The organism is Notoacmeibacter sp. MSK16QG-6 (genome assembly GCF_024158145.1).
GTDB lineage: Bacteria > Pseudomonadota > Alphaproteobacteria > Rhizobiales > Rhizobiaceae > Notoacmeibacter.
The window spans coordinates 585,277-602,058 of the sequence record NZ_JAMYXM010000001.1 but is presented as its reverse complement, the minus strand read 5'-3'; the positions used below and the strand labels follow the sequence as shown (position 1 = coordinate 602,058).

Genomic DNA, 16,782 nt, shown 5'->3' with positions numbered 1-16,782 from the left:
CCATGTCTAATTCCACCGAATATTCCCCCTTGGTAGACGCTGACGATGACGATATCGCGACTGCCTCACGCCAAACCAGTATCTATGTCTATGAGGCGCCGGTCCGGCTTTGGCATTGGCTCAATGCCCTTGCGATCCTTGTCTTGTGCATAACCGGCTATCTCATAGGCTCTCCGCCGCCGACCATGATAATTTCCGAGGCGGCCTATCAGTTCGTCTTCGGCTACATCCGGTTTGCGCATTTTGCTGCCGCTCTCATGCTGACGGTGTTTTTCCTCGGTCGCATTTATTGGGCGTTCGTCGGCAATCATCACTCCAGGCAACTCTTCTATATTCCTTTCTGGAAGGGAGAGTTCTGGCGTGAGGTCTGGCACGAGGTTCGCTGGTACGGCTTTATGGAAAGCGAGCCCAAGAAATATGTCGGCCATAACCCGCTTGCGCAGCTGGCCATGTTCTTGTTCTTCACGCTCGGTATCACCTTCATGATCGTGACGGGTCTTGCTCTCTACGCGGAAGGCGCCGGTCGCGGCAGCTTCTACGACATCCTGTTCGGATGGGTCACGCCGCTATTGGGAGGCAACAGCCATGTGCTGCATACGCTTCATCATCTCGGCATGTGGTGGATCATCGTTTTTGTCATGATCCATATCTATGTGGCGATCCGCGAAGACATCATGAGCCGACAATCCATCGTTTCGACGATGATCTCCGGCACGCGGTCTTTCAAAGACGACCGACCGTAGGGTCTTACCCTTCAAACCCAAGACAGAGAAAGGGCGGAGGTCACTCCGCCCTTTCTCATATGGAAGAAGATATTACACATAGACCATGATGTGAAAACTAACCTTCCATTTACGAAAGTTTGAAATCAAAATTCAGATTAAAATTCATACGTTTAGCTGATTAGAAATATTCCAGAATTTTCCTGACAGTTCGATTTTACACTGCTAGCATCCCTAAAAATCGCCATTGAGCGTATAGTAACTCACCACTCGTGCAGCTTTGGGAGGGGCGGCGATTGATGACCGAACGGACTCTCATTCTCGGTATCGGAAACGTTTTGTGGGCCGATGAAGGCTTCGGCGTAAGATGCGTGGAGCGGATGGCGAGCGCATGGTCGCTTCCCGATACGATCACGCTTTTGGACGGTGGAACGCAGGGGCTCTACCTGCTGCCCTTTCTTGAAGAGGCGGACAACCTCATTGTCTTTGACGCGGTCGACTACGATTTGCACGCCGGCACGATGAAGATTGTCGAAGGCGACGAGGTGCCCGCCTTCCTCGGCGCAAAAAAAATGAGCCTGCACCAGACAGGATTTCAGGAGGTTATCGCGACCGCCAATCTTATGGGTTACTGCCCGGCTCGCCTCGTGCTTATTGGCTGCCAGCCGGCTGAGCTTGAGGATTATGGCGGCGGCCTGCGTGACGTTGTCGCCGCCCAGATCGATCCCGCAATCGACATCGCGCTCGGCAAGTTGAGCGAGTGGGGCATCATTGCCAGCCCCGGTCGAAGTGATGACGGTCTCGTTCCCGACCGGGCCATCTCGCGCGAAGCCTATGAGGCGGGCCGCCCTTCGGAAGATAGTGCTTGCCGTACGGGCGATGCCCGTTTTTTCCCGGCGGAGGCCTGACGTCATGTGCATAGGCGTTCCCATGCAGGTCATCTCGGTGGAAGGCGTAGCCGCGAAGGCGCTGGAGCGAGGTGAGTTACGCCTGATCGATATGTCGCTGGTCGGCGCCGTTGAACCGGGCACATGGGTTCTCACCTTTCTCGGCGCGGCGCGGGAGATCATCTCCGCCGATAGCGCCGAAAAGATCACCGCTGCTTTGGAGGGGTTGCGCGCCATTATGGCCGGCGGCGATGCCGGCAATGCGTTTGCCGATCTCGACAATGCAGCGCCGCAACTGCCGCCGCATCTTGAAGCCGCCGTCTCTCAAGGCAAGACAACCGCATGAGGATCGAATGACCCATCCGCTGATCGTTCGTCTGACCCAGGAACTGGGCTGGCCTGAACTGAATACGCAGGAAGAACTTGCAGCATTTACGTCGGCTCCGGGAATTCACGTTGTTTTCGTGCCCGGAGACTTCAAGCGGAATCTGGAGTCCGCCGATGTCGCGGTGATTTTGCCTGAACTGAAAATGGCGTTTCAGAGCCGGTTCGACTGCGCTGTTGTCGGTGACGAGATTGAAGAAGCGGTGCGAACCGAAGCCGCGGTACTCAAGACGCCGAGCCTCATTTTCTATCGCGATGGTAGACCGATCGGCGGCATCCCGAAAGTTCGCGATTGGGACGAATATATCGCCAGGATCAAACAGATCGTCGCGCAACCGGCCACCACGGCATAAGGAGAATAGGCATGGTCAACAACTTCCAATTGCCGCCAGTCGGGTTCGGTCCTGGCTCTCAGCCGACGTCGGATGATGGCCTGGAACTTCAATATATGCCGATGCCACAGGATATGCGGTCCTATTCGCCGCGGATTCCGGATGTAGAATCATCGGCCGATATCGTGCCGGCCTTGGAACTGTTGGCGGAAATTGCCGCCGCGGCGGCGATTGCCGGGCAGGGCGGCGCAAATGCAAATTTCGATCTGTCGGGTCTTGATGCGCGCAACCGCAAGCTCATAGCGGAGACAATGGGCGAAGGCGAAGTCGCCATCAAGATGATGGGCATTCCGGCCATTGCCGCGCAGGAAAGCGTCTTCGCCGGCGTCTGGTGCCTTTCGGGCGCAGGTGTCGACCAGATCGAGGTCGGTCCCATTCCCGATATGGTCAGACAGCGTGCCTTTAATCAGCGGGTGCCGGCGCTCGGCGTGCGTGCGGAGACCACGCCCGATGTGGTGAATGCCCCGCCATTGGTTGTCGAACTGGTTGACAAATCGGCGGATTGGCAGCCCGGTCTCGAACCGCACGTCGTTAATCTGACCCTGTTGCCGCACACCGAGGAAGATCTCCTCTGGTTGGACAAGGCTCTGGGAAAAGGATCCGTTGATTTCCTGTCGCGCGGTTATGGCAATTGCCGGGTTCAGGCGACTGGACAGGCGCATGTCTGGCGCGTCCAGTTCTTCAATTCGGTCGACACTTTGATCCTTGATACATTCGAAGTGACCGATGTGCCTGAAGTCGTCATCGCCGCAGCCGAGGATCTTGCCGATAGCAGCGAGCGCATTGTCCAGGTCATGGAGGCGGTCCGATGAGTTTCGAGGGCTCCTATCTCGGCGCGAACGACAAGATCTCCGTGCAGGCCATCATGGAATGCAAGATTTGCTGGACGCCATACGATCCGAAGGAAGGCGATGAAACGCGTCAGGTGATGCCGGGCACGCCCTTCATCGCGCTTCCGGCAGACTGGAAATGCCCGAATTGTGATGCGCCGAAGGAGCAGTTTCTGGTCAGCGAAGACCCTGGCTCCGACCACGCCCGCGAAGAGGAAATGATCGCCACCAAAACGCGTCAGCTAGAGGCCGATTTCATGGAAGTCTGGCATGGGCAGATGCGCGACGTGCCGCTGGTCAACAAGGCGCTTCGCGTTGAGGCCGTCGCTTTCCGAATGCACGAGGGTCGGCCATTGGGCATCCTCATCACGCCATGGTTCATGAATCTGGTTCAATTGCCCGCCGATGGCGAGGATTGGTCCGACCTCAATCCCCGCGCAAAGGAGTATCTGTCCTTTGCCTCCGGGGAATATGAGTTCATTCACAATGTCCGGCCAATGGTGGGCGGATACAAGGCTTGCTCGCTGTTTTCTCCGATGGGCGATTTTAACACGCAGGCTCAGGCGACAGCGGTGGCCGAGGCTGCGATGATCGCACTCTTTCAGGACGAACATCGCGGTGTGACCGACCATGCCGCCGATATTCGCGAGGCACGCGAGCAGGAACTCGCCGCGCTTGAAAACGACGATACCGAGGCCGATGCTCAAGCACCGCAGGTGGTTCAGGCAAAACCATCGCGGCGGCAGGTGATTACCGGCGGTCTCAGCCAGACTGCCGTGGGGCGCGAGGAAGCTTAGGATGAAAGGTCAGGCCGACCAATGCGCGACGTTTGAAGTGGTTTTGCCACCTCAATTGCCATTGGAACGTCTGATTTTGGGAAAGCCGATCGCGGAAGCAGCCGCTCTTCTTCCGCGAATTTTCAATCTCTGCCGCACAGCGCAATCCGTCGCGGCTCGGCTGGCTTTCGGCCTTCCATTGGATGATGGTGCGCAGGCCGATCTCAAGGAAGAAATTTTGAAGGAGCACCGCCTGCGTCTTGGCGTCATCCTGCCCGGCAAGATGGGGGTCACGGTCGGCGGGATCGCCAGGGTGAGGCCTGAAATGAGCCTCGATCAGGTCTGCGCGCTCGACCATTCCGCCCCAATCTCGACGGTGCGTTCGGACTTTGCGCCGCACGAAGCGGTGACGCCTGTTCTTTCCGATGGGTTAGAGAACTCCGTTGCCGGACGCAACGCCACCGCGCCGCTGCTGGCAGAGGTCGAGAGCCGATATGGTCGCGGACCGCTATGGCGGCTTCTAGGACGTTATGTCGAACTGTCCGCGCCCCAAATTCCAGAGGCGCGAATGCAGGAAGGCTGGGCCAATGTGCCGGCCGCTCGCGGCGCATATGCGGTTCGCGCTCGCGTGCTCGACGGTAAGGTTATGACGTTCGAGCGGCGGACGCCGACAGATGCCCTGCTTGCTCCGGATGGTATACTCGCCCATTCGCTTGCCAGCCTCCCAAAGTCAAAATCGCATCTCGCCGGCCTGCTGCTGGACATACTCGACCCATGCATGCCGGTCTCATTGCGGGAGCTTGGTCATGCATGAAATGTCCCTCTGCGAAGGCATGCGTAGCATTATCGAGGATCAGGCCCGCGCGCACGAGGTCAGGGCCATTCGCGCCGTCCGTGTCGAGATCGGCAAGTTCGCAGGCGTTGAGAAAAGCGCGCTGAATTTTGCTTTCGATGTCGTGATGAAAGGCTCGGTCGCGGAGGGCGCCGAGCTTGTCATGATCGACCTTCCCGGGCGGGCGATGTGCTACGACTGTATGCGGGAAGTGGAGATCGAGGACCGGCTGTCGCCTTGCCCGGATTGCGGCGGGGGCAAGCTCATGCCGTCCGGCGGCGACGAAATGCGGATCAAGGATTTGGAGGTTGCCTGATGTGTACAGTTTGCGGTTGTAGCGGAGATGGCGCGACGGTCGAAGGGCATCGTCACGACCATCACCACGGAGATAGCGATCATCATCATTCCCACCATCACGGGCATGGCGGTGATATTCATTTTGGCCACGGGCTGGCCGGCGCGGAAGTGCCGGGCATGACTCAGCAGCGGCTGATCGAGATCGAAACCGATATCATGGCCAAGAACGACCGTTATGCCGAGGCGAACCGCGCGGCGTTGACGGCCTTAGAGGCATTCGCCGTCAATTTGGTTTCGTCGCCGGGTTCGGGCAAAACGACATTATTGTGCAAAACGATCGAAGCGCTCGGCGATCGGCCGCTTGCCGTGATCGAGGGCGACCAGCAGACCAGCAACGATGCGGAACGCATTCGCGCTACCGGGGTCAGCGCGATACAGGTCAATACCGGCAAGGGCTGCCACCTCGACGGCCATATGGTCGGCCATGCCATGGAGCATCTCGACCTGCCGCGCGGCGCGATGCTTTTCATTGAAAATGTGGGCAATCTGGTGTGCCCTGCCGGCTTCGATCTCGGCGAGGACTGCAAGGTTGCGATCCTTTCGGTGACCGAAGGAGAGGACAAGCCTCTGAAATATCCGGACATGTTCGCTGCAGCGAAGCTGGCCATCCTCAGCAAGACCGATCTGGCCCCGCACTGCGCCGTCGATCTCGATCTCTACGAAGCCAATCTGCGTCGGATCAATCCACATATCGAAATCATGCGTGTGTCGGCTTTGACGGGCGAGGGTATGGATCGCTGGATTGCCTGGCTCGAAACGGCCTTGAAGAAAAAGGCCGTGACGAAGCTGGCGGGATAGGCTGACATGGGCGAACCGCTTCCTTTGGTCCTTCTGGTCGATGACGAGAAACATGCGCTTGAATCGATGCGCATGGCTCTGGAAGACGATTTTGACTGCCTTGCCGCGCCCAATGCCGAGGGCGCCATGTCCCTCATGCGGGACAATCCGGTGCAGGTTATTTTCTGCGATCACAGAATGCCGGGAAAGAACGGCGTCAGCTTTCTGACCGAAGTGCGCGAGCAGTGGCCGGATACGGTGCGCATCATCATCACCGGCTATACCGAAACCAGCGATATGATCGACGCCATTAACGATGCCGGGATTTATCAGCTCATCACCAAGCCGTGGCACCCGGACCATTTGGTCATGGCCGCGAAAAACGCCACGGACCTGTTTCGGCTGAATCGCGAAAACGAGCAATTGTCGCTCGAGATGCGCTATCTTTCGCGCAGCGTGGAGAACAAGCTTTCCGAGCAGCGCAAAATACTGCGTGAAGGGCTCGGTTTTGAAAACGTGCTGCGTTCGACGAATTCGCCCCTCAATCCTGTGATTTCACAGGCGCGTCAGTTCGCTGGCTTCGATATTCCTGTGCTCATCACCGGTGAGAACGCCACCGGCAAGGCCGATATCGCGCGCGCGATGCACTATCGCTCCTTGCGCGCCGACAGACCCTTCTACGTCCTCGACTGCATCGGCATTGACGATACGATCATCGAGGAAGAACTGTTCGGCGTTCGCGGCTCGGCGGGCGGTCAGATCGCGCGGACCGGCCTTCTTCAGAAGGCCAGCCGCGGCACTCTTTTCATCGACAATCTGTCGGAGCTCTCGCCGCGTCTGCAACTCATGCTGTCCCGTGCGTTGCAGGAGGGAAAATATCGCAGGGTCGGAAATCACAGCCCTCAGCACATCGATGTACGCATCATCGCCGGCACGGAAAAAGATCTCCGCCAATGCGTGACTGACGGGAGCTTCCGCAACGATCTTTTTTACGCCGTGTCGGCTGCGGAACTGACGGTTCTTCCCCTGCGTGACCGTATCGAGGATATTCCTATTCTTGCCGATGCGATCCTCGCCGAAGCTGCCAACACACACGGCAAGATCGTCCGTGGACTATCGGACGAGGTGCTGAGTTTCTTTGCCCGTTACGACTGGCCGGGAAACCTCAAGGAATTGGAAAACGAGCTGGTGCGTATGCTGGTTCTGGCGCAAGGCCCGATCCTCGGCCCCGAACTGATTTCACGACATATTCTACAAGCCGAACCAGCGGCCCGCAAAACAGACGGCAATCTCGACCGGCTTCTGATGGCCGAAGGCGCGCTCAAGGAGCGTATCGAGGCTGTCGAAACGCGGATTCTGCGCGAGACCCTGACGCGCCTGAAATGGAACAAGAGCCGCGCGGCCTGTGAGCTTGGTCTCAGCCGCGTCGGACTACGCGCCAAGATCGACCGATATGGCTTGGCGGAACCCGATACCACATCCCGGTCAGAGGAGGACTGAATCATGTGTCTTGGAATTCCCGGACAGATCGTCGCGATAACCGATGCCGACCGAATGATGGCAATGGCCGAAATTTCCGGCGTGCGCCGCGAGGTCAGCATCGCCCCTATTGCCCAGGGCAACCTTGACGATGTCGTCGGCAAATGGGCGCTGATTCATGTCGGCTTCGCGATGAGTGAGATCGACGAGGTTGAAGCGGCAAAGACGTTGGAAGCGCTGCATTCGCTTGGCGAAGCGCAAGAGGAGCTCCACGCGATGCAGGCCACCGCACAAGCATTGGGAGGTGCAGCATGAAATATGTCGACGAGTTTCGTGATCCCAAAGCCGCCAAAATAATCCTGTCGCGCATAGCGGCAGTCTGCGATGAAATCGGCGCAACCAAGGAAAAGCCGGTTCACATCATGGAGATTTGCGGCGGCCATACGCATGCGATCTTCCGCTACGGGCTCGACAAGCTCACGCCGCCGGGAATCGAATTCATTCACGGTCCGGGCTGCCCCGTCTGCGTGCTGCCGATGAGCCGGGTCGACGAATGCGTCCAACTGGCCGAGCGGCCCGAAGTGATCTTTACGACATTCGGCGATGCCATGCGTGTGCCGGGTACGCGCAAATCGCTGCTGCAAGCGAAGGCCGACGGCGCCGATGTTCGCATGGTTTATTCGCCGCTGGACGCCCTCGAACTTGCCCGCCGTAACCCTGAGCGTGAGGTCGTGTTCTTCGGCCTGGGCTTCGAGACGACGACTCCATCGACCGCCTTTTCCATTCAGCAGGCGATGCGCGAGGGAATTCAGAACTTCAGCGTGTTCTGCAATCACATTACGGTTCCCCCGCCCATCAAGGCTTTGCTGGACGATCCCTATATGGTGCTGGATGGTTTCGTCGGGCCTGGCCACGTATCGATGGTGATCGGCATCGAGCCTTATCGATTCATCGCGCAGGACTATGGCAAGCCAATCGTCGTATCCGGATTCGAGCCGCTCGACCTTCTACAATCGGTGTTGATGGTCCTAGAGCAGATCAGGGATGGCCGCGCAGAGGTCGAAAACCAGTATGCCCGTATCGTGCCGGATGCGGGCAATCCCGCCTCTATTGCCGCTGTCGTCGATGTCTACGAGGAGCGCCCGAGCTTCGAATGGCGTGGTCTTGGCGAGATCGACAAGTCCGGCCTGCGCATTCGCGACCGCTATGCGGCCTTCGACGCCGAAGTGAAGTTCGGCATCGGTTACGGCGCGGGCGCGCGTGTGGTGGCCGAGCCGGAAGGATGTGCCTGCGGTGAGGTCATGACTGGACGCATCAAGCCGGTCGCCTGCCCGCAATTCGGAAAAGGCTGCACCCCGGAAATGCCGCTGGGCGCCCTGATGGTGAGTTCGGAAGGGGCGTGCGCGGCCTACTATCAATATGGCGGTGCGCGGGCATTGGAGCCAGCGGAATGAAGCAGGCCGTCGACACGGTGACGCTCGCCCATGGCGGCGGCGGAAAGGCGATGCGCGATCTGATCGAAAGCGTGTTCACCAGTGTTTTTTGTCCTGAAGCGATGGAAGACCAGGCAAGACTGACGTCCGAAGCACTCAAGGAGCCGGGAGCGCGACTGGCCTTCACCACCGACAGCTTCGTTGTCGACCCGGTCGAGTTCGCCGGCGGGGATATCGGTAAGATCGCCGTTTGCGGCACCGTGAACGATCTCGCGGTCGGCGGCGCGACGCCGCTGTGGCTATCGGCAGCATTCATCATCGAAGAGGGCACGAGCATCGATCTGCTGAGACGGATCGTAGCGTCGATGAAGACCGAAGCGGATCGTGCCGGTGTGCGCATCGTGACAGGCGACACTAAGGTGGTGGGACGTGGCGTGGCCGATCAGCTCTTCATCACCACCGCCGGTGTCGGCGTCATCGCACCGGGATGCGATTTGAGCGCAGCGAGGATCAGGCCGGGGGATGTCGCGATCGTCAACGGCGTGCTCGGCGATCATGGCGCCGCGATTCTGGCAGCACGCGGAGATATGGCGCTTTCGGCCGAAATTCAGTCGGACTGCCAGGGGCTGGGGCACCTCATGTCAGCCGTTATGGCAGCCGCTCCAAACCTTCGCGCCGCCCGTGACGCGACCCGGGGTGGCGTGGCGTCCTGCCTGAACGAGATGGCGATCGATGCCGGCCTCTCCATAGAGATCGACGAAGAATCCTTACCGCTTCGCACGGAGGTGAAGGGCGTCTGCGAAATTCTGGGCCTCGATCCGCTCTATCTCGCCAATGAAGGCACGCTTGTGCTTTTCGTGCCGGAGGATGAAGCAGAGACGGCCCTTGCCGCCATGCGAGCCGACGACGCCGGCAGGGGAGCGGTGATTATCGGCCGGGCGAAGGAAGGTCAGGCGGGTCGCGTGACCATGCGCACCCTCTTCGGTGGAGCCAGGATCGTCGACATGCTGGTCGGCGATCAGTTGCCGCGCATCTGTTGAGAGCACGTCATTGGCGCGGTCATGGCAGTCGAAGCTCGGGCCAGCTTGCGCCTTCGAAATAGTACCCATCCGCGTCCTGCCGCACATGGCCGCAATGCGGACCGCCGAAATGCATCGGCATGAGTAACGTGCCGCGATCAACGCATTCAGCCAGCACACGAGCCCGTGTCTGGCGTGCAAGATCGGGGAGGGAGCAATACGCCGTGTTGAGGTCGGGCTTCAGAATCTGAAGGGGCGAGTGAAAGACGTCTCCGCAAAACAGGCCCTCCTCGCCATCGGAACTGAGCCGGTAGCTCATCATGCCGGGCGAGTGGCCGGGCACGGGTTCTGCCGTTATGCCCGGTAGTATTTCGCCGGCATCGTCATCGACGAAATCGACCAGGCCGGCTTCGACAACCGGCATGACGCTATCGGTCCAGCTCTCGTCCATGGTCATGTCGGGGCCTTCCTCGACCTTCTTGGACCAGTAGTCGAAATCAGTGCGGGGCATGAGATAGCGAGCATTCGGAAAGGCCGGTTTCCAACCGCCTTCACCATCGGGAACCGTATTCCATCCTGTGTGATCGGCATGCATGTGCGTCTGAACGACATGCGTGACCTGATCGAAGCTCGCTCCGGCAGCGCTGAGCCATTCGGGAACGAGCGAATTCAGGCTGTGCATTCGCGGCGCTTTTCGCGTCTTGCGATTGCCGACGCCGGTATCGATCACGATGACCTTTTCATCGAGCCGGACAACCCAGATCTGGATCGTCACGATGAGTCGGTTCATCGCCGGAATATAGTGGTGAGGGGCGACCTTGGGCGCCAATGCCCGCAGCTCCTCATGGGATAGATCGGGGAACAGGAATGCAGGGTCGTGCGTCGGCGCTGCATATTCCAGGACGCGCGTGACGTGCGCATTTCCGATTTTCCGGGTCTGGATCATGGTTGGTCTCCGCAAATATTGAGATTATGCCGCGCGATGGGGCGGCAGGCCGTCGAGCGGTGTGCCGTCCGGCAGAATGAAGGTCGGCTGTCCGGTAAATCCTTCGCTCAGCGGCGCGTGATAGTAAAACGTGATGCGACGGCGCCTGAAGCGCCACTGTCCAGCACTGCGAACCAGTTCGTCGTCGTAATGACCCGCCGAAACAAAACTCGTTCCGTTTTTGACCGATAAATACTGCATCGAGATCCGGCCGGACGCCTCGTCTCCATTCAAATCGATCGATGCATTCGTGCAGAAGTGCCAGAAACCTTCGGCGAGGCGTTCGACCGTGGTGCTGAAGAAGCGATGAATTTCCGCCCGTCCCTGAACACGCGCCAGGCCGTCGAACTCGCCGTCTTCGGTAAAGAGGTCTGCGAATGCATCCCAGTTCCGGTCGTCGAGCAGGTGGCAATAGCGTGCCCGCAATTCGCCAATGGCAAGCCACGATTCAATGGCGTCCAGCCGCTCCTCAATTCTCCCCATGTGTTGCACTCCCGTCGATCTTTGCGGAATCAGGCCGGTCGCTTCAATTCCGCTCCGGTCTGAGCCTGCAAATCATTGAAACTGAGCCCGTCGATCATTTCTATCACTCGCAAACCGTCCGCCTCCACTTCGATGACGGCGAGATCGGTATAGATGCGCTTGACGCAGCCCGCGGCGGTTAGCGGATAGCTGCACGACTTCGTAATGCGCGGCGCGCCTTCCCGCGTGACGTGCTGCATGGCGACCCATAAACGGCGCGCGCCTTTGGCCAGATCCATAGCACCACCAACCGCCGGTGCGGAATCGTCGGAGGAACGCGCCCAGTTCGCCAGGTCGCCTTTTTCCGAGACCTCGTATGCGCCAAGGACGCATAGATCGAGATGCCGTCCGCGTATCATCGCGAAGCTATCGGCATGATGGAAGTAGCTGCCGCCTTTGAGCAGGGTCACATGCTGTTTCCCGGCATTGATGAGCCAGCGGTTTACATCACCCTCTGCTGGAGCCGGCCCGACACCTAAAATACCGTTTTCGGCATGAAAAATGACCTCCCGGCCTTCCGGCACATGATCGGCAACAAGGGTCGGCACACCGATGCCCAGATTAACTGTCCATCCTTCGGGAATATCCATGGCGAGGCGCGCGGCAATCTGCGCTCGGCTCCGGGGTTTCCAGTTCGCGGTGATCTCGGTCATGATCGCTTTCTCTGAAATTTTAGCCTTGGGGATCGCCAGATTCGATATGGACGATGCGGTCGACAAAGAGACCTGGCGTGACGATCGCTTCCGGGTCGAGTTCTCCCAGTTCACAGACATGCTGCGTCTGAACAATGGTCAGCTTCGCAGCCATCGCGCACACTGGATTGAAGTTTCGCCCGGCCGCTCTGTAGGTCAGGTTGCCCCAGCGGTCCGCCTGCCACGCTTCGACAAGCGCGACATCGCCGTGAAGCGCTTCTTCCAGAACATGCTCCTGGGCATCGAAGGTCCGTGTCTCCTTGCCTTCCATAAGCAGCGTTCCTGCGCCGGACGGTGTGTAGAAGGCGGGAATGCCTGCCCCCGCCGCGCGCATCCGCTCTGCCAGTGTACCTTGCGGAACCAGTTCGAGTTCCAGGCGCCCGGCGCTGTATAGCTCTTCAAACACAGTCGATCCGGCGATCCTTGGATAGCTGCAGATCAGCTTGCGCACGCGGCCCTCCTTGAGGAGACGCGCCAGCCCGACTTTGCCGTAGCCGGCATTGTTGGCGACGACCGTCAAGTCCCGAATGCCGGTTTCCAGTACGCCCTCGATCAGCTCGTTTGCCTGGCCTACAGCACCAAATCCGCCAAGCAGAAAGGTCGCTCCATCCGTCAGCCCGTCGAGTGCCTCGACGATCGACGAGGAAAATTTATCGATCATTGATCCTCCCTGGTCCGGCAAAGAATGCTCATCCGACAGCCATATGCCGGCAACGCTCCCACCAGACGATCAAAAAGTCCGTATAACGAACACTTGTCCATTATCTTGCAATGTGGTGAGGTGTCAACATCGCAAGATTGGAGAAGAAGGACGGTCATGATCGTCGTCTTTCAATTGTCGCCACAGGCAAAAATACAGGTCGCGACAGTCATGTAGAGGAGGATCAGGCGTGATTACCGATTGGATCGACACGGGAGCCCATTGTCTCAGATATTGCTATCGAAAAGGGGTCGGTCCCTGCATCGTGTTGCTGCATGAGATGGGTGGGTCCGTTGAAAGTTGGGACTTGGTGCTGCCTCACCTGCCCGAAAGCTGTACCGTCGTCATCCCCGAAATGCGTGGCATGGGAATGTCGGAGGAGGTGAGGGCGCCATTCAACTTCAGAGACCTTGCCTCCGACGTCGAACAGTTGATCGCGTTTCTCGGTATTGACGGCCCGGTCGTTTCGGCTGGCGTCGCGGTTGGCGGCGCAGTCGCTCTACGCCTGGCTTTGGACCGACCCGAACGCTATCGCACGACGATTGCGCTTGGGCCGGCGGCGGGGACTCCGGAGGAGAAACGCAAGCCGGTCAGGCAAATCGCGGACAGTCTTGAAGCAGACGGCATGCGCGCCGCCGAAGCAATACTGCTCGATCGGACCTATCCATCCCGTTATAGAGAACGGAATCCGGAGCATTTTGCTAAAGTTCGGGGTCGATGGCTGGCCAATAAGCCGGCTTCATTCGCAGCTTATTTTCGGGCTCTGGCAGACACTGAAATGCGTTCTGAACTGCCCCATCTACAGGGTCGGATCATCTTCGCTTCCGGCACTGACGACGTCTTTCGTCCACCGGCTTACGTCGCGGATCTCGCCGCCATCACACCAGGTGCCGAGTATGCCGAACTCGATGCCGGCCATCACCTTGCAGACCATGCGTCGGTCGATGTCGCAAACCTCATCGCGCAGTGTTTGCCCACTGCAGAGCAGGCCGAAAAGGCATAAATTTCAATATTGTAAGAAAGTTAGTCACCTCATCTGATCGGACAGGTGTTGACAGATGCAGCAAACTCAATGATAAATATGGACATATGTTCGTTATACGGACATTTGGTTTGAGGAAGCCAGTTAGCTCATCGGGAGGACACAGATGAAATTTGCTACACTTGCGGCTGGTATGGTCGCTTTGCTCACGTCAGTATCGATCACGCAGGCCGAGGAATTCCGGATGCTTTCGGGCTGGCCGGAAAACCAGTCCTACACGGTCAATGCAGCCATTCCCTTCATCGAAAAGGTCAAGGAACTGTCCAATGGTGAGATCACCATTCAGCTTGACGGTCCTGAAGTTGTCGCGCCTTTCGAACAGATCGAGCCCGTCCAGATGGGTGTCTTCGATCTCCTGTTCACCCATCCGGCCTATCATATCGGCACGGCGGCTATTGGCCTTGGCATTGAAGGAACGAAGTCAGACCCCGAACTGCGCCGCAGCTCCGGCGTTTTCGACACGATGGATGAATATTATCAGGGACTTGGCCTGAAGGCGATTGCGGTTGCGCCCGTTGGATCGGTTGCATTCAATTTCATTCTAAAGGATCCGGTCGGCGACAGCCCTTCCCTCACGGGCCGAAAAATTCGCGGTACGCAGACCTATAATCCCGTTATCGAAGGCCTTGGCGCCTCACCGGTGGTCCTGCCGATGCCGGATATTTACTCGGCTCTCCAGACTGGCGTGATCGATGGCGCCGGCACCACTCTTACCGGCCTGAAAGAGAAAAAATGGTATGAGGTTGCCGGCTATCTTTCCAGGCCGAAGTTCGGTGTGGTCAGCCTGTTCATCTTCATGAATCTCGAAAAATGGAACGCGCTAAGCGATGAGCAGAAGGAGATCATGGAAAAGGCGGCCGTTGCACTGGAATCTGAAACGTCCGACAAATTCGATGCACTTGCAGCCGAAGAAGAAGCATTCCTTCTGGAGAACGGCATGCAGATTTCAGAGATGCCTCAGGAAGACGCCGAGCAGGTCAATAAGATGATCTTCGATGGTGCCTGGAAGACGGCTTCAGCGGCAGGTCCTCTGGCCGAGAAGATGCACGAGCAGGCTCGCGAGGCCGGTCTCGCTGAATGAAACCTAACCCAGCCATCAGGGTGACGACGCAGGCCGGCCGTTTGGTCGGCCTGATGGTCCAGATATGCTTTGTGCTTGCTTGTGCCGCTTTGGCTGTAATCACGTGCATCACGGTCTACGAAATCATGATGCGGTATTTTCTGAACCGACCCTCGATCTGGGTATCGGATGCCGTCCGGTATCTGCTCGCAGCGGTTATCATGCTCGGCCTCCCAGAACTCACGGTACGGCATGGTCACGTTTCCATTGACCTCATTTCCGAATTGCTTGTCCGGTGGTCTCTATATCGGCGTATTCTCTTCGCCATCGGTGCCGCGACATGCCTGTTCGTTTCCTGGGTTGTACAGGCTGTCTTCTTCTCGCAGCTCCATAGCGGCATCATGACGCAGGGTTTGTGGCCTATCCCGCGTTTCTGGATCACGGGGATAATCCTGACCGGTTTCGCGCTGACCGGACTGGCGTTCATCGTCCTGACTTTTCAGTCCACGACAGAAGACGAGTGAACCGCGATGGAATGGGTCACGGTCCTTTTGATATTTGTCGGCTCGCTGCTCGGCCTGATGATGACCGGTCTGAACGTTTTCATAGCGTTCCTGATCGTCAATCTGGCCTCCACGGTTATTCTTATCGGCCCTCGCGGTTTCGGCTTGTTCGCAAATAGCTTGTCGGAAAGCCTGATGACCGAGAGCTATGCGACCATCCCGCTGTTTATTCTGATGGGAGAAATCCTCTTCCGCTCGGGAAGTGTCGATGTGCTTTTCGACTCCGTCGACAGGCTGGTCGGTCAGATCCGGGGACGACTCTATGCGGTGGTCATTCTGATCGCGACGATATTCGGGGCTCTGTCGGGCTCGGTTATCGCGGTCACCGCCATGTTGGGACGCTCGGCGCTGCCGAATATGGAGCAGCGCGGCTATTCGCCACGCTTGTCCGCGACGGTGGTTCTTGCCGGCGCTTCGCTCGCCCCCATCATTCCACCCTCTCTTCTGGCCATTATCGTCGGATCGTTGGCCGATGTCTCCATTGCCGGCCTGCTGGTCGCAGGCATTGTGCCCGGCATTATCATTTCACTGATGACCGCCGGCTATGTCGCCTTCTCGGTGATAAGGCATCCGGAACTCGCGCCGCCCAATGTCGATGCGGTTTCTGAAAATCGGGGCAGTGCCTGGATGGCCGGCCTAAAGATGGTGCCCTTCATGCTGATCATCTTCATGGTGATGGGGCTGATCATGTTGGGCATCGCGACGCCCGGCGAATCCGCTGCCACAGGCGTTTTTGGAGCGATCGGCGTGGCGGCGATCTATCGCAAGGTTTCCCTGTCGATGCTCAGGGACGCCCTGACGTCCGCGACGCGTCTCAGTGTCATGATCATGATAATCGTGGCTTCGTCGACGCTTTTCAGTCAGCTCGTTGCTTTCACGGGCGCGTCACGCTCTCTCGTCTCCTGGGCGACGGAACTGGGCCTGGCGCCAATTGCGATGTTCGCCCTGATGATGTTGCTTCCGCTCGTCCTCTGCATGTTCATCGATCAGGTCGCGTTTCTACTTATGGCCGTGCCTCTCTACGAGCCGCTTGTGTCCGCGCTTGGCTTTGACCCCATCTGGTTCTGGGCGATCTTCCTTATCAACCTTACCGTTGGGGGTGTCACGCCGCCATTCGGTTATACGCTTTTCACCTTGGCCGGGTCGGCGCCCAATATCACGACAAAAAATGTCTTCAGTGCCAGTCTTCCGGTCGTGGCGATCTTCGTCATCGCCATGGTGCTCTTTACTTTCGCACCACAGCTCGTGGTCTGGCTACCGAACCTTCTCTAGCCGTAACAACCGACGCCAACAGGGAAAAACCATGTCCAAATCAAAATTGAACATTTGT

Annotated in this window: 21 protein-coding genes; 17 read left to right on the top strand and 4 right to left on the bottom strand. The window is 58.3% G+C overall.

Translation table 11 applies throughout. The features are described 5' to 3' along the window. The first annotated feature begins 2 nt into the window (after positions 1 to 2). The 13 genes from cybH (at position 3) to hypE (ending at position 9,909) form a co-directional block, all read left to right on the top strand. On the top strand, positions 3 to 743 hold the full coding sequence (gene cybH / locus NIM86_RS02955) for a Ni/Fe-hydrogenase, b-type cytochrome subunit (RefSeq protein WP_253378971.1): 741 nt from the start codon (positions 3 to 5) through the stop codon (positions 741 to 743). A gap of 278 nt (positions 744 to 1,021) precedes the next feature. Continuing rightward, positions 1,022 to 1,630, top strand: coding sequence for a HyaD/HybD family hydrogenase maturation endopeptidase (locus tag NIM86_RS02950; RefSeq protein WP_253378969.1), 609 nt, complete (start codon positions 1,022 to 1,024; stop codon positions 1,628 to 1,630). Positions 1,631 to 1,634: 4 nt separating this feature from the next. Beyond that, positions 1,635 to 1,955: a HypC/HybG/HupF family hydrogenase formation chaperone gene (locus tag NIM86_RS02945; protein WP_253378967.1), complete on the top strand. Its 321-nt coding sequence runs from the start codon at positions 1,635 to 1,637 to the stop codon at positions 1,953 to 1,955. Positions 1,956 to 1,962: 7 nt separating this feature from the next. After that, the gene (locus NIM86_RS02940; RefSeq protein WP_253378966.1) at positions 1,963 to 2,346 is read left to right on the top strand and encodes a hydrogenase; all 384 of its coding nucleotides are present in this window, start codon (positions 1,963 to 1,965) and stop codon (positions 2,344 to 2,346) included. Positions 2,347 to 2,357: 11 nt separating this feature from the next. Continuing rightward, a complete protein-coding gene (locus NIM86_RS02935; protein ID WP_253378965.1) occupies positions 2,358 to 3,197 on the top strand; it encodes a hydrogenase expression/formation protein in 840 nt (279 codons plus the stop codon). After that, positions 3,194 to 4,012 carry a [NiFe]-hydrogenase assembly chaperone HybE gene (gene hybE / locus NIM86_RS02930; protein ID WP_253378964.1) on the top strand — a complete coding sequence of 273 codons (819 nt, stop codon included), beginning with the start codon at positions 3,194 to 3,196 and terminating at the stop codon, positions 4,010 to 4,012. Before NIM86_RS02935 ends, hybE begins: the two co-directional genes overlap by 4 nt. 1 nt (position 4,013) lies before the next feature. Next, entirely contained in the window at positions 4,014 to 4,805 is a 792-nt protein-coding gene (locus NIM86_RS02925) for a hypothetical protein (protein WP_253378963.1), read from the top strand. Next, positions 4,798 to 5,139: a hydrogenase maturation nickel metallochaperone HypA gene (gene hypA / locus NIM86_RS02920; protein WP_253378962.1), complete on the top strand. Its 342-nt coding sequence runs from the start codon at positions 4,798 to 4,800 to the stop codon at positions 5,137 to 5,139. The genes NIM86_RS02925 and hypA overlap by 8 nt, the downstream gene beginning before the upstream one ends. Continuing rightward, positions 5,139 to 5,978: a hydrogenase nickel incorporation protein HypB gene (gene hypB, locus NIM86_RS02915; protein WP_253378961.1), complete on the top strand. Its 840-nt coding sequence runs from the start codon at positions 5,139 to 5,141 to the stop codon at positions 5,976 to 5,978. Before hypA ends, hypB begins: the two co-directional genes overlap by 1 nt. Before the next feature lie 6 nt (positions 5,979 to 5,984). Continuing rightward, a complete protein-coding gene (locus NIM86_RS02910; RefSeq protein WP_253378960.1) occupies positions 5,985 to 7,457 on the top strand; it encodes a sigma-54 dependent transcriptional regulator in 1,473 nt (490 codons plus the stop codon). Positions 7,458 to 7,460: 3 nt separating this feature from the next. Continuing rightward, entirely contained in the window at positions 7,461 to 7,751 is a 291-nt protein-coding gene (gene hypC / locus NIM86_RS02905) for a HypC/HybG/HupF family hydrogenase formation chaperone (protein WP_253378959.1), read from the top strand. Then, positions 7,748 to 8,890 (top strand): hydrogenase formation protein HypD, encoded by a 1,143-nt coding sequence (hypD, locus tag NIM86_RS02900; protein WP_253378958.1) that lies wholly within the window; start codon positions 7,748 to 7,750, stop codon positions 8,888 to 8,890. The genes hypC and hypD overlap by 4 nt, the downstream gene beginning before the upstream one ends. Continuing rightward, positions 8,887 to 9,909, top strand: a complete 1,023-nt coding sequence (hypE, locus tag NIM86_RS02895; protein WP_253378957.1) for a hydrogenase expression/formation protein HypE — start codon at positions 8,887 to 8,889, stop codon at positions 9,907 to 9,909. Before hypD ends, hypE begins: the two co-directional genes overlap by 4 nt. Positions 9,910 to 9,928: 19 nt before the next feature. Here the strand turns inward: hypE and NIM86_RS02890 are convergent, their stop codons facing one another. The 4 genes from NIM86_RS02890 to NIM86_RS02875 are packed head-to-tail and all read right to left on the bottom strand — an operon-like array spanning position 9,929 to position 12,748. Beyond that, positions 9,929 to 10,834, bottom strand: coding sequence for an MBL fold metallo-hydrolase (locus NIM86_RS02890; RefSeq protein WP_253378955.1), 906 nt, complete (start codon positions 10,832 to 10,834; stop codon positions 9,929 to 9,931). Between the two features lie 24 nt (positions 10,835 to 10,858). Beyond that, the gene (locus NIM86_RS02885; RefSeq protein WP_253378954.1) at positions 10,859 to 11,356 is read right to left on the bottom strand and encodes a nuclear transport factor 2 family protein; all 498 of its coding nucleotides are present in this window, start codon (positions 11,354 to 11,356) and stop codon (positions 10,859 to 10,861) included. 29 nt (positions 11,357 to 11,385) lie between these two features. Beyond that, a complete protein-coding gene (locus NIM86_RS02880; protein WP_253378953.1) occupies positions 11,386 to 12,048 on the bottom strand; it encodes a 3-oxoacid CoA-transferase subunit B in 663 nt (220 codons plus the stop codon). A 19-nt stretch (positions 12,049 to 12,067) separates the two neighbouring features. Further along, a complete protein-coding gene (locus NIM86_RS02875; protein WP_253378952.1) occupies positions 12,068 to 12,748 on the bottom strand; it encodes a 3-oxoacid CoA-transferase subunit A in 681 nt (226 codons plus the stop codon). A 229-nt stretch (positions 12,749 to 12,977) separates the two neighbouring features. On the opposite strand from NIM86_RS02875, the gene NIM86_RS02870 reads away from it, so the two are divergent. The 4 genes from NIM86_RS02870 (at position 12,978) to NIM86_RS02855 (ending at position 16,724) form a co-directional block, all read left to right on the top strand. Further along, positions 12,978 to 13,790, top strand: a complete 813-nt coding sequence (locus tag NIM86_RS02870; RefSeq protein ID WP_253378951.1) for an alpha/beta fold hydrolase — start codon at positions 12,978 to 12,980, stop codon at positions 13,788 to 13,790. 145 nt (positions 13,791 to 13,935) lie between these two features. After that, positions 13,936 to 14,910: a TRAP transporter substrate-binding protein DctP gene (gene dctP / locus NIM86_RS02865; protein WP_253378950.1), complete on the top strand. Its 975-nt coding sequence runs from the start codon at positions 13,936 to 13,938 to the stop codon at positions 14,908 to 14,910. Further along, positions 14,907 to 15,413: a TRAP transporter small permease gene (locus NIM86_RS02860; protein ID WP_253378948.1), complete on the top strand. Its 507-nt coding sequence runs from the start codon at positions 14,907 to 14,909 to the stop codon at positions 15,411 to 15,413. The genes dctP and NIM86_RS02860 overlap by 4 nt, the downstream gene beginning before the upstream one ends. A 6-nt stretch (positions 15,414 to 15,419) precedes the next feature. Then, entirely contained in the window at positions 15,420 to 16,724 is a 1,305-nt protein-coding gene (locus tag NIM86_RS02855) for a TRAP transporter large permease (protein WP_253378947.1), read from the top strand. Positions 16,725 to 16,782: the final 58 nt, after the last annotated feature.

Bases quoted from the DNA above. Each gene is read 5' to 3' on its own strand.
- cybH (WP_253378971.1), top strand. From the start codon at position 3: ATGTCTAATTCCACCGAATATTCCCCCTTGGTAGACGCTGACGATGAC.
- NIM86_RS02950 (WP_253378969.1), top strand. From the start codon at position 1,022: ATGACCGAACGGACTCTCATTCTCGGTATCGGAAACGTTTTGTGGGCC.
- NIM86_RS02945 (WP_253378967.1), top strand. From the start codon at position 1,635: ATGTGCATAGGCGTTCCCATGCAGGTCATCTCGGTGGAAGGCGTAGCC.
- NIM86_RS02940 (WP_253378966.1), top strand. From the start codon at position 1,963: ATGACCCATCCGCTGATCGTTCGTCTGACCCAGGAACTGGGCTGGCCT.
- NIM86_RS02935 (WP_253378965.1), top strand. From the start codon at position 2,358: ATGGTCAACAACTTCCAATTGCCGCCAGTCGGGTTCGGTCCTGGCTCT.
- hybE (WP_253378964.1), top strand. From the start codon at position 3,194: ATGAGTTTCGAGGGCTCCTATCTCGGCGCGAACGACAAGATCTCCGTG.
- NIM86_RS02925 (WP_253378963.1), top strand. From the start codon at position 4,014: ATGAAAGGTCAGGCCGACCAATGCGCGACGTTTGAAGTGGTTTTGCCA.
- hypA (WP_253378962.1), top strand. From the start codon at position 4,798: ATGCATGAAATGTCCCTCTGCGAAGGCATGCGTAGCATTATCGAGGAT.
- hypB (WP_253378961.1), top strand. From the start codon at position 5,139: ATGTGTACAGTTTGCGGTTGTAGCGGAGATGGCGCGACGGTCGAAGGG.
- NIM86_RS02910 (WP_253378960.1), top strand. From the start codon at position 5,985: ATGGGCGAACCGCTTCCTTTGGTCCTTCTGGTCGATGACGAGAAACAT.
- hypC (WP_253378959.1), top strand. From the start codon at position 7,461: ATGTGTCTTGGAATTCCCGGACAGATCGTCGCGATAACCGATGCCGAC.
- hypD (WP_253378958.1), top strand. From the start codon at position 7,748: ATGAAATATGTCGACGAGTTTCGTGATCCCAAAGCCGCCAAAATAATC.
- hypE (WP_253378957.1), top strand. From the start codon at position 8,887: ATGAAGCAGGCCGTCGACACGGTGACGCTCGCCCATGGCGGCGGCGGA.
- NIM86_RS02890 (WP_253378955.1), bottom strand. From the start codon at position 10,834: ATGATCCAGACCCGGAAAATCGGAAATGCGCACGTCACGCGCGTCCTG.
- NIM86_RS02885 (WP_253378954.1), bottom strand. From the start codon at position 11,356: ATGGGGAGAATTGAGGAGCGGCTGGACGCCATTGAATCGTGGCTTGCC.
- NIM86_RS02880 (WP_253378953.1), bottom strand. From the start codon at position 12,048: ATGACCGAGATCACCGCGAACTGGAAACCCCGGAGCCGAGCGCAGATT.
- NIM86_RS02875 (WP_253378952.1), bottom strand. From the start codon at position 12,748: ATGATCGATAAATTTTCCTCGTCGATCGTCGAGGCACTCGACGGGCTG.
- dctP (WP_253378950.1), top strand. From the start codon at position 13,936: ATGAAATTTGCTACACTTGCGGCTGGTATGGTCGCTTTGCTCACGTCA.
- NIM86_RS02860 (WP_253378948.1), top strand. From the start codon at position 14,907: ATGAAACCTAACCCAGCCATCAGGGTGACGACGCAGGCCGGCCGTTTG.
- NIM86_RS02855 (WP_253378947.1), top strand. From the start codon at position 15,420: ATGGAATGGGTCACGGTCCTTTTGATATTTGTCGGCTCGCTGCTCGGC.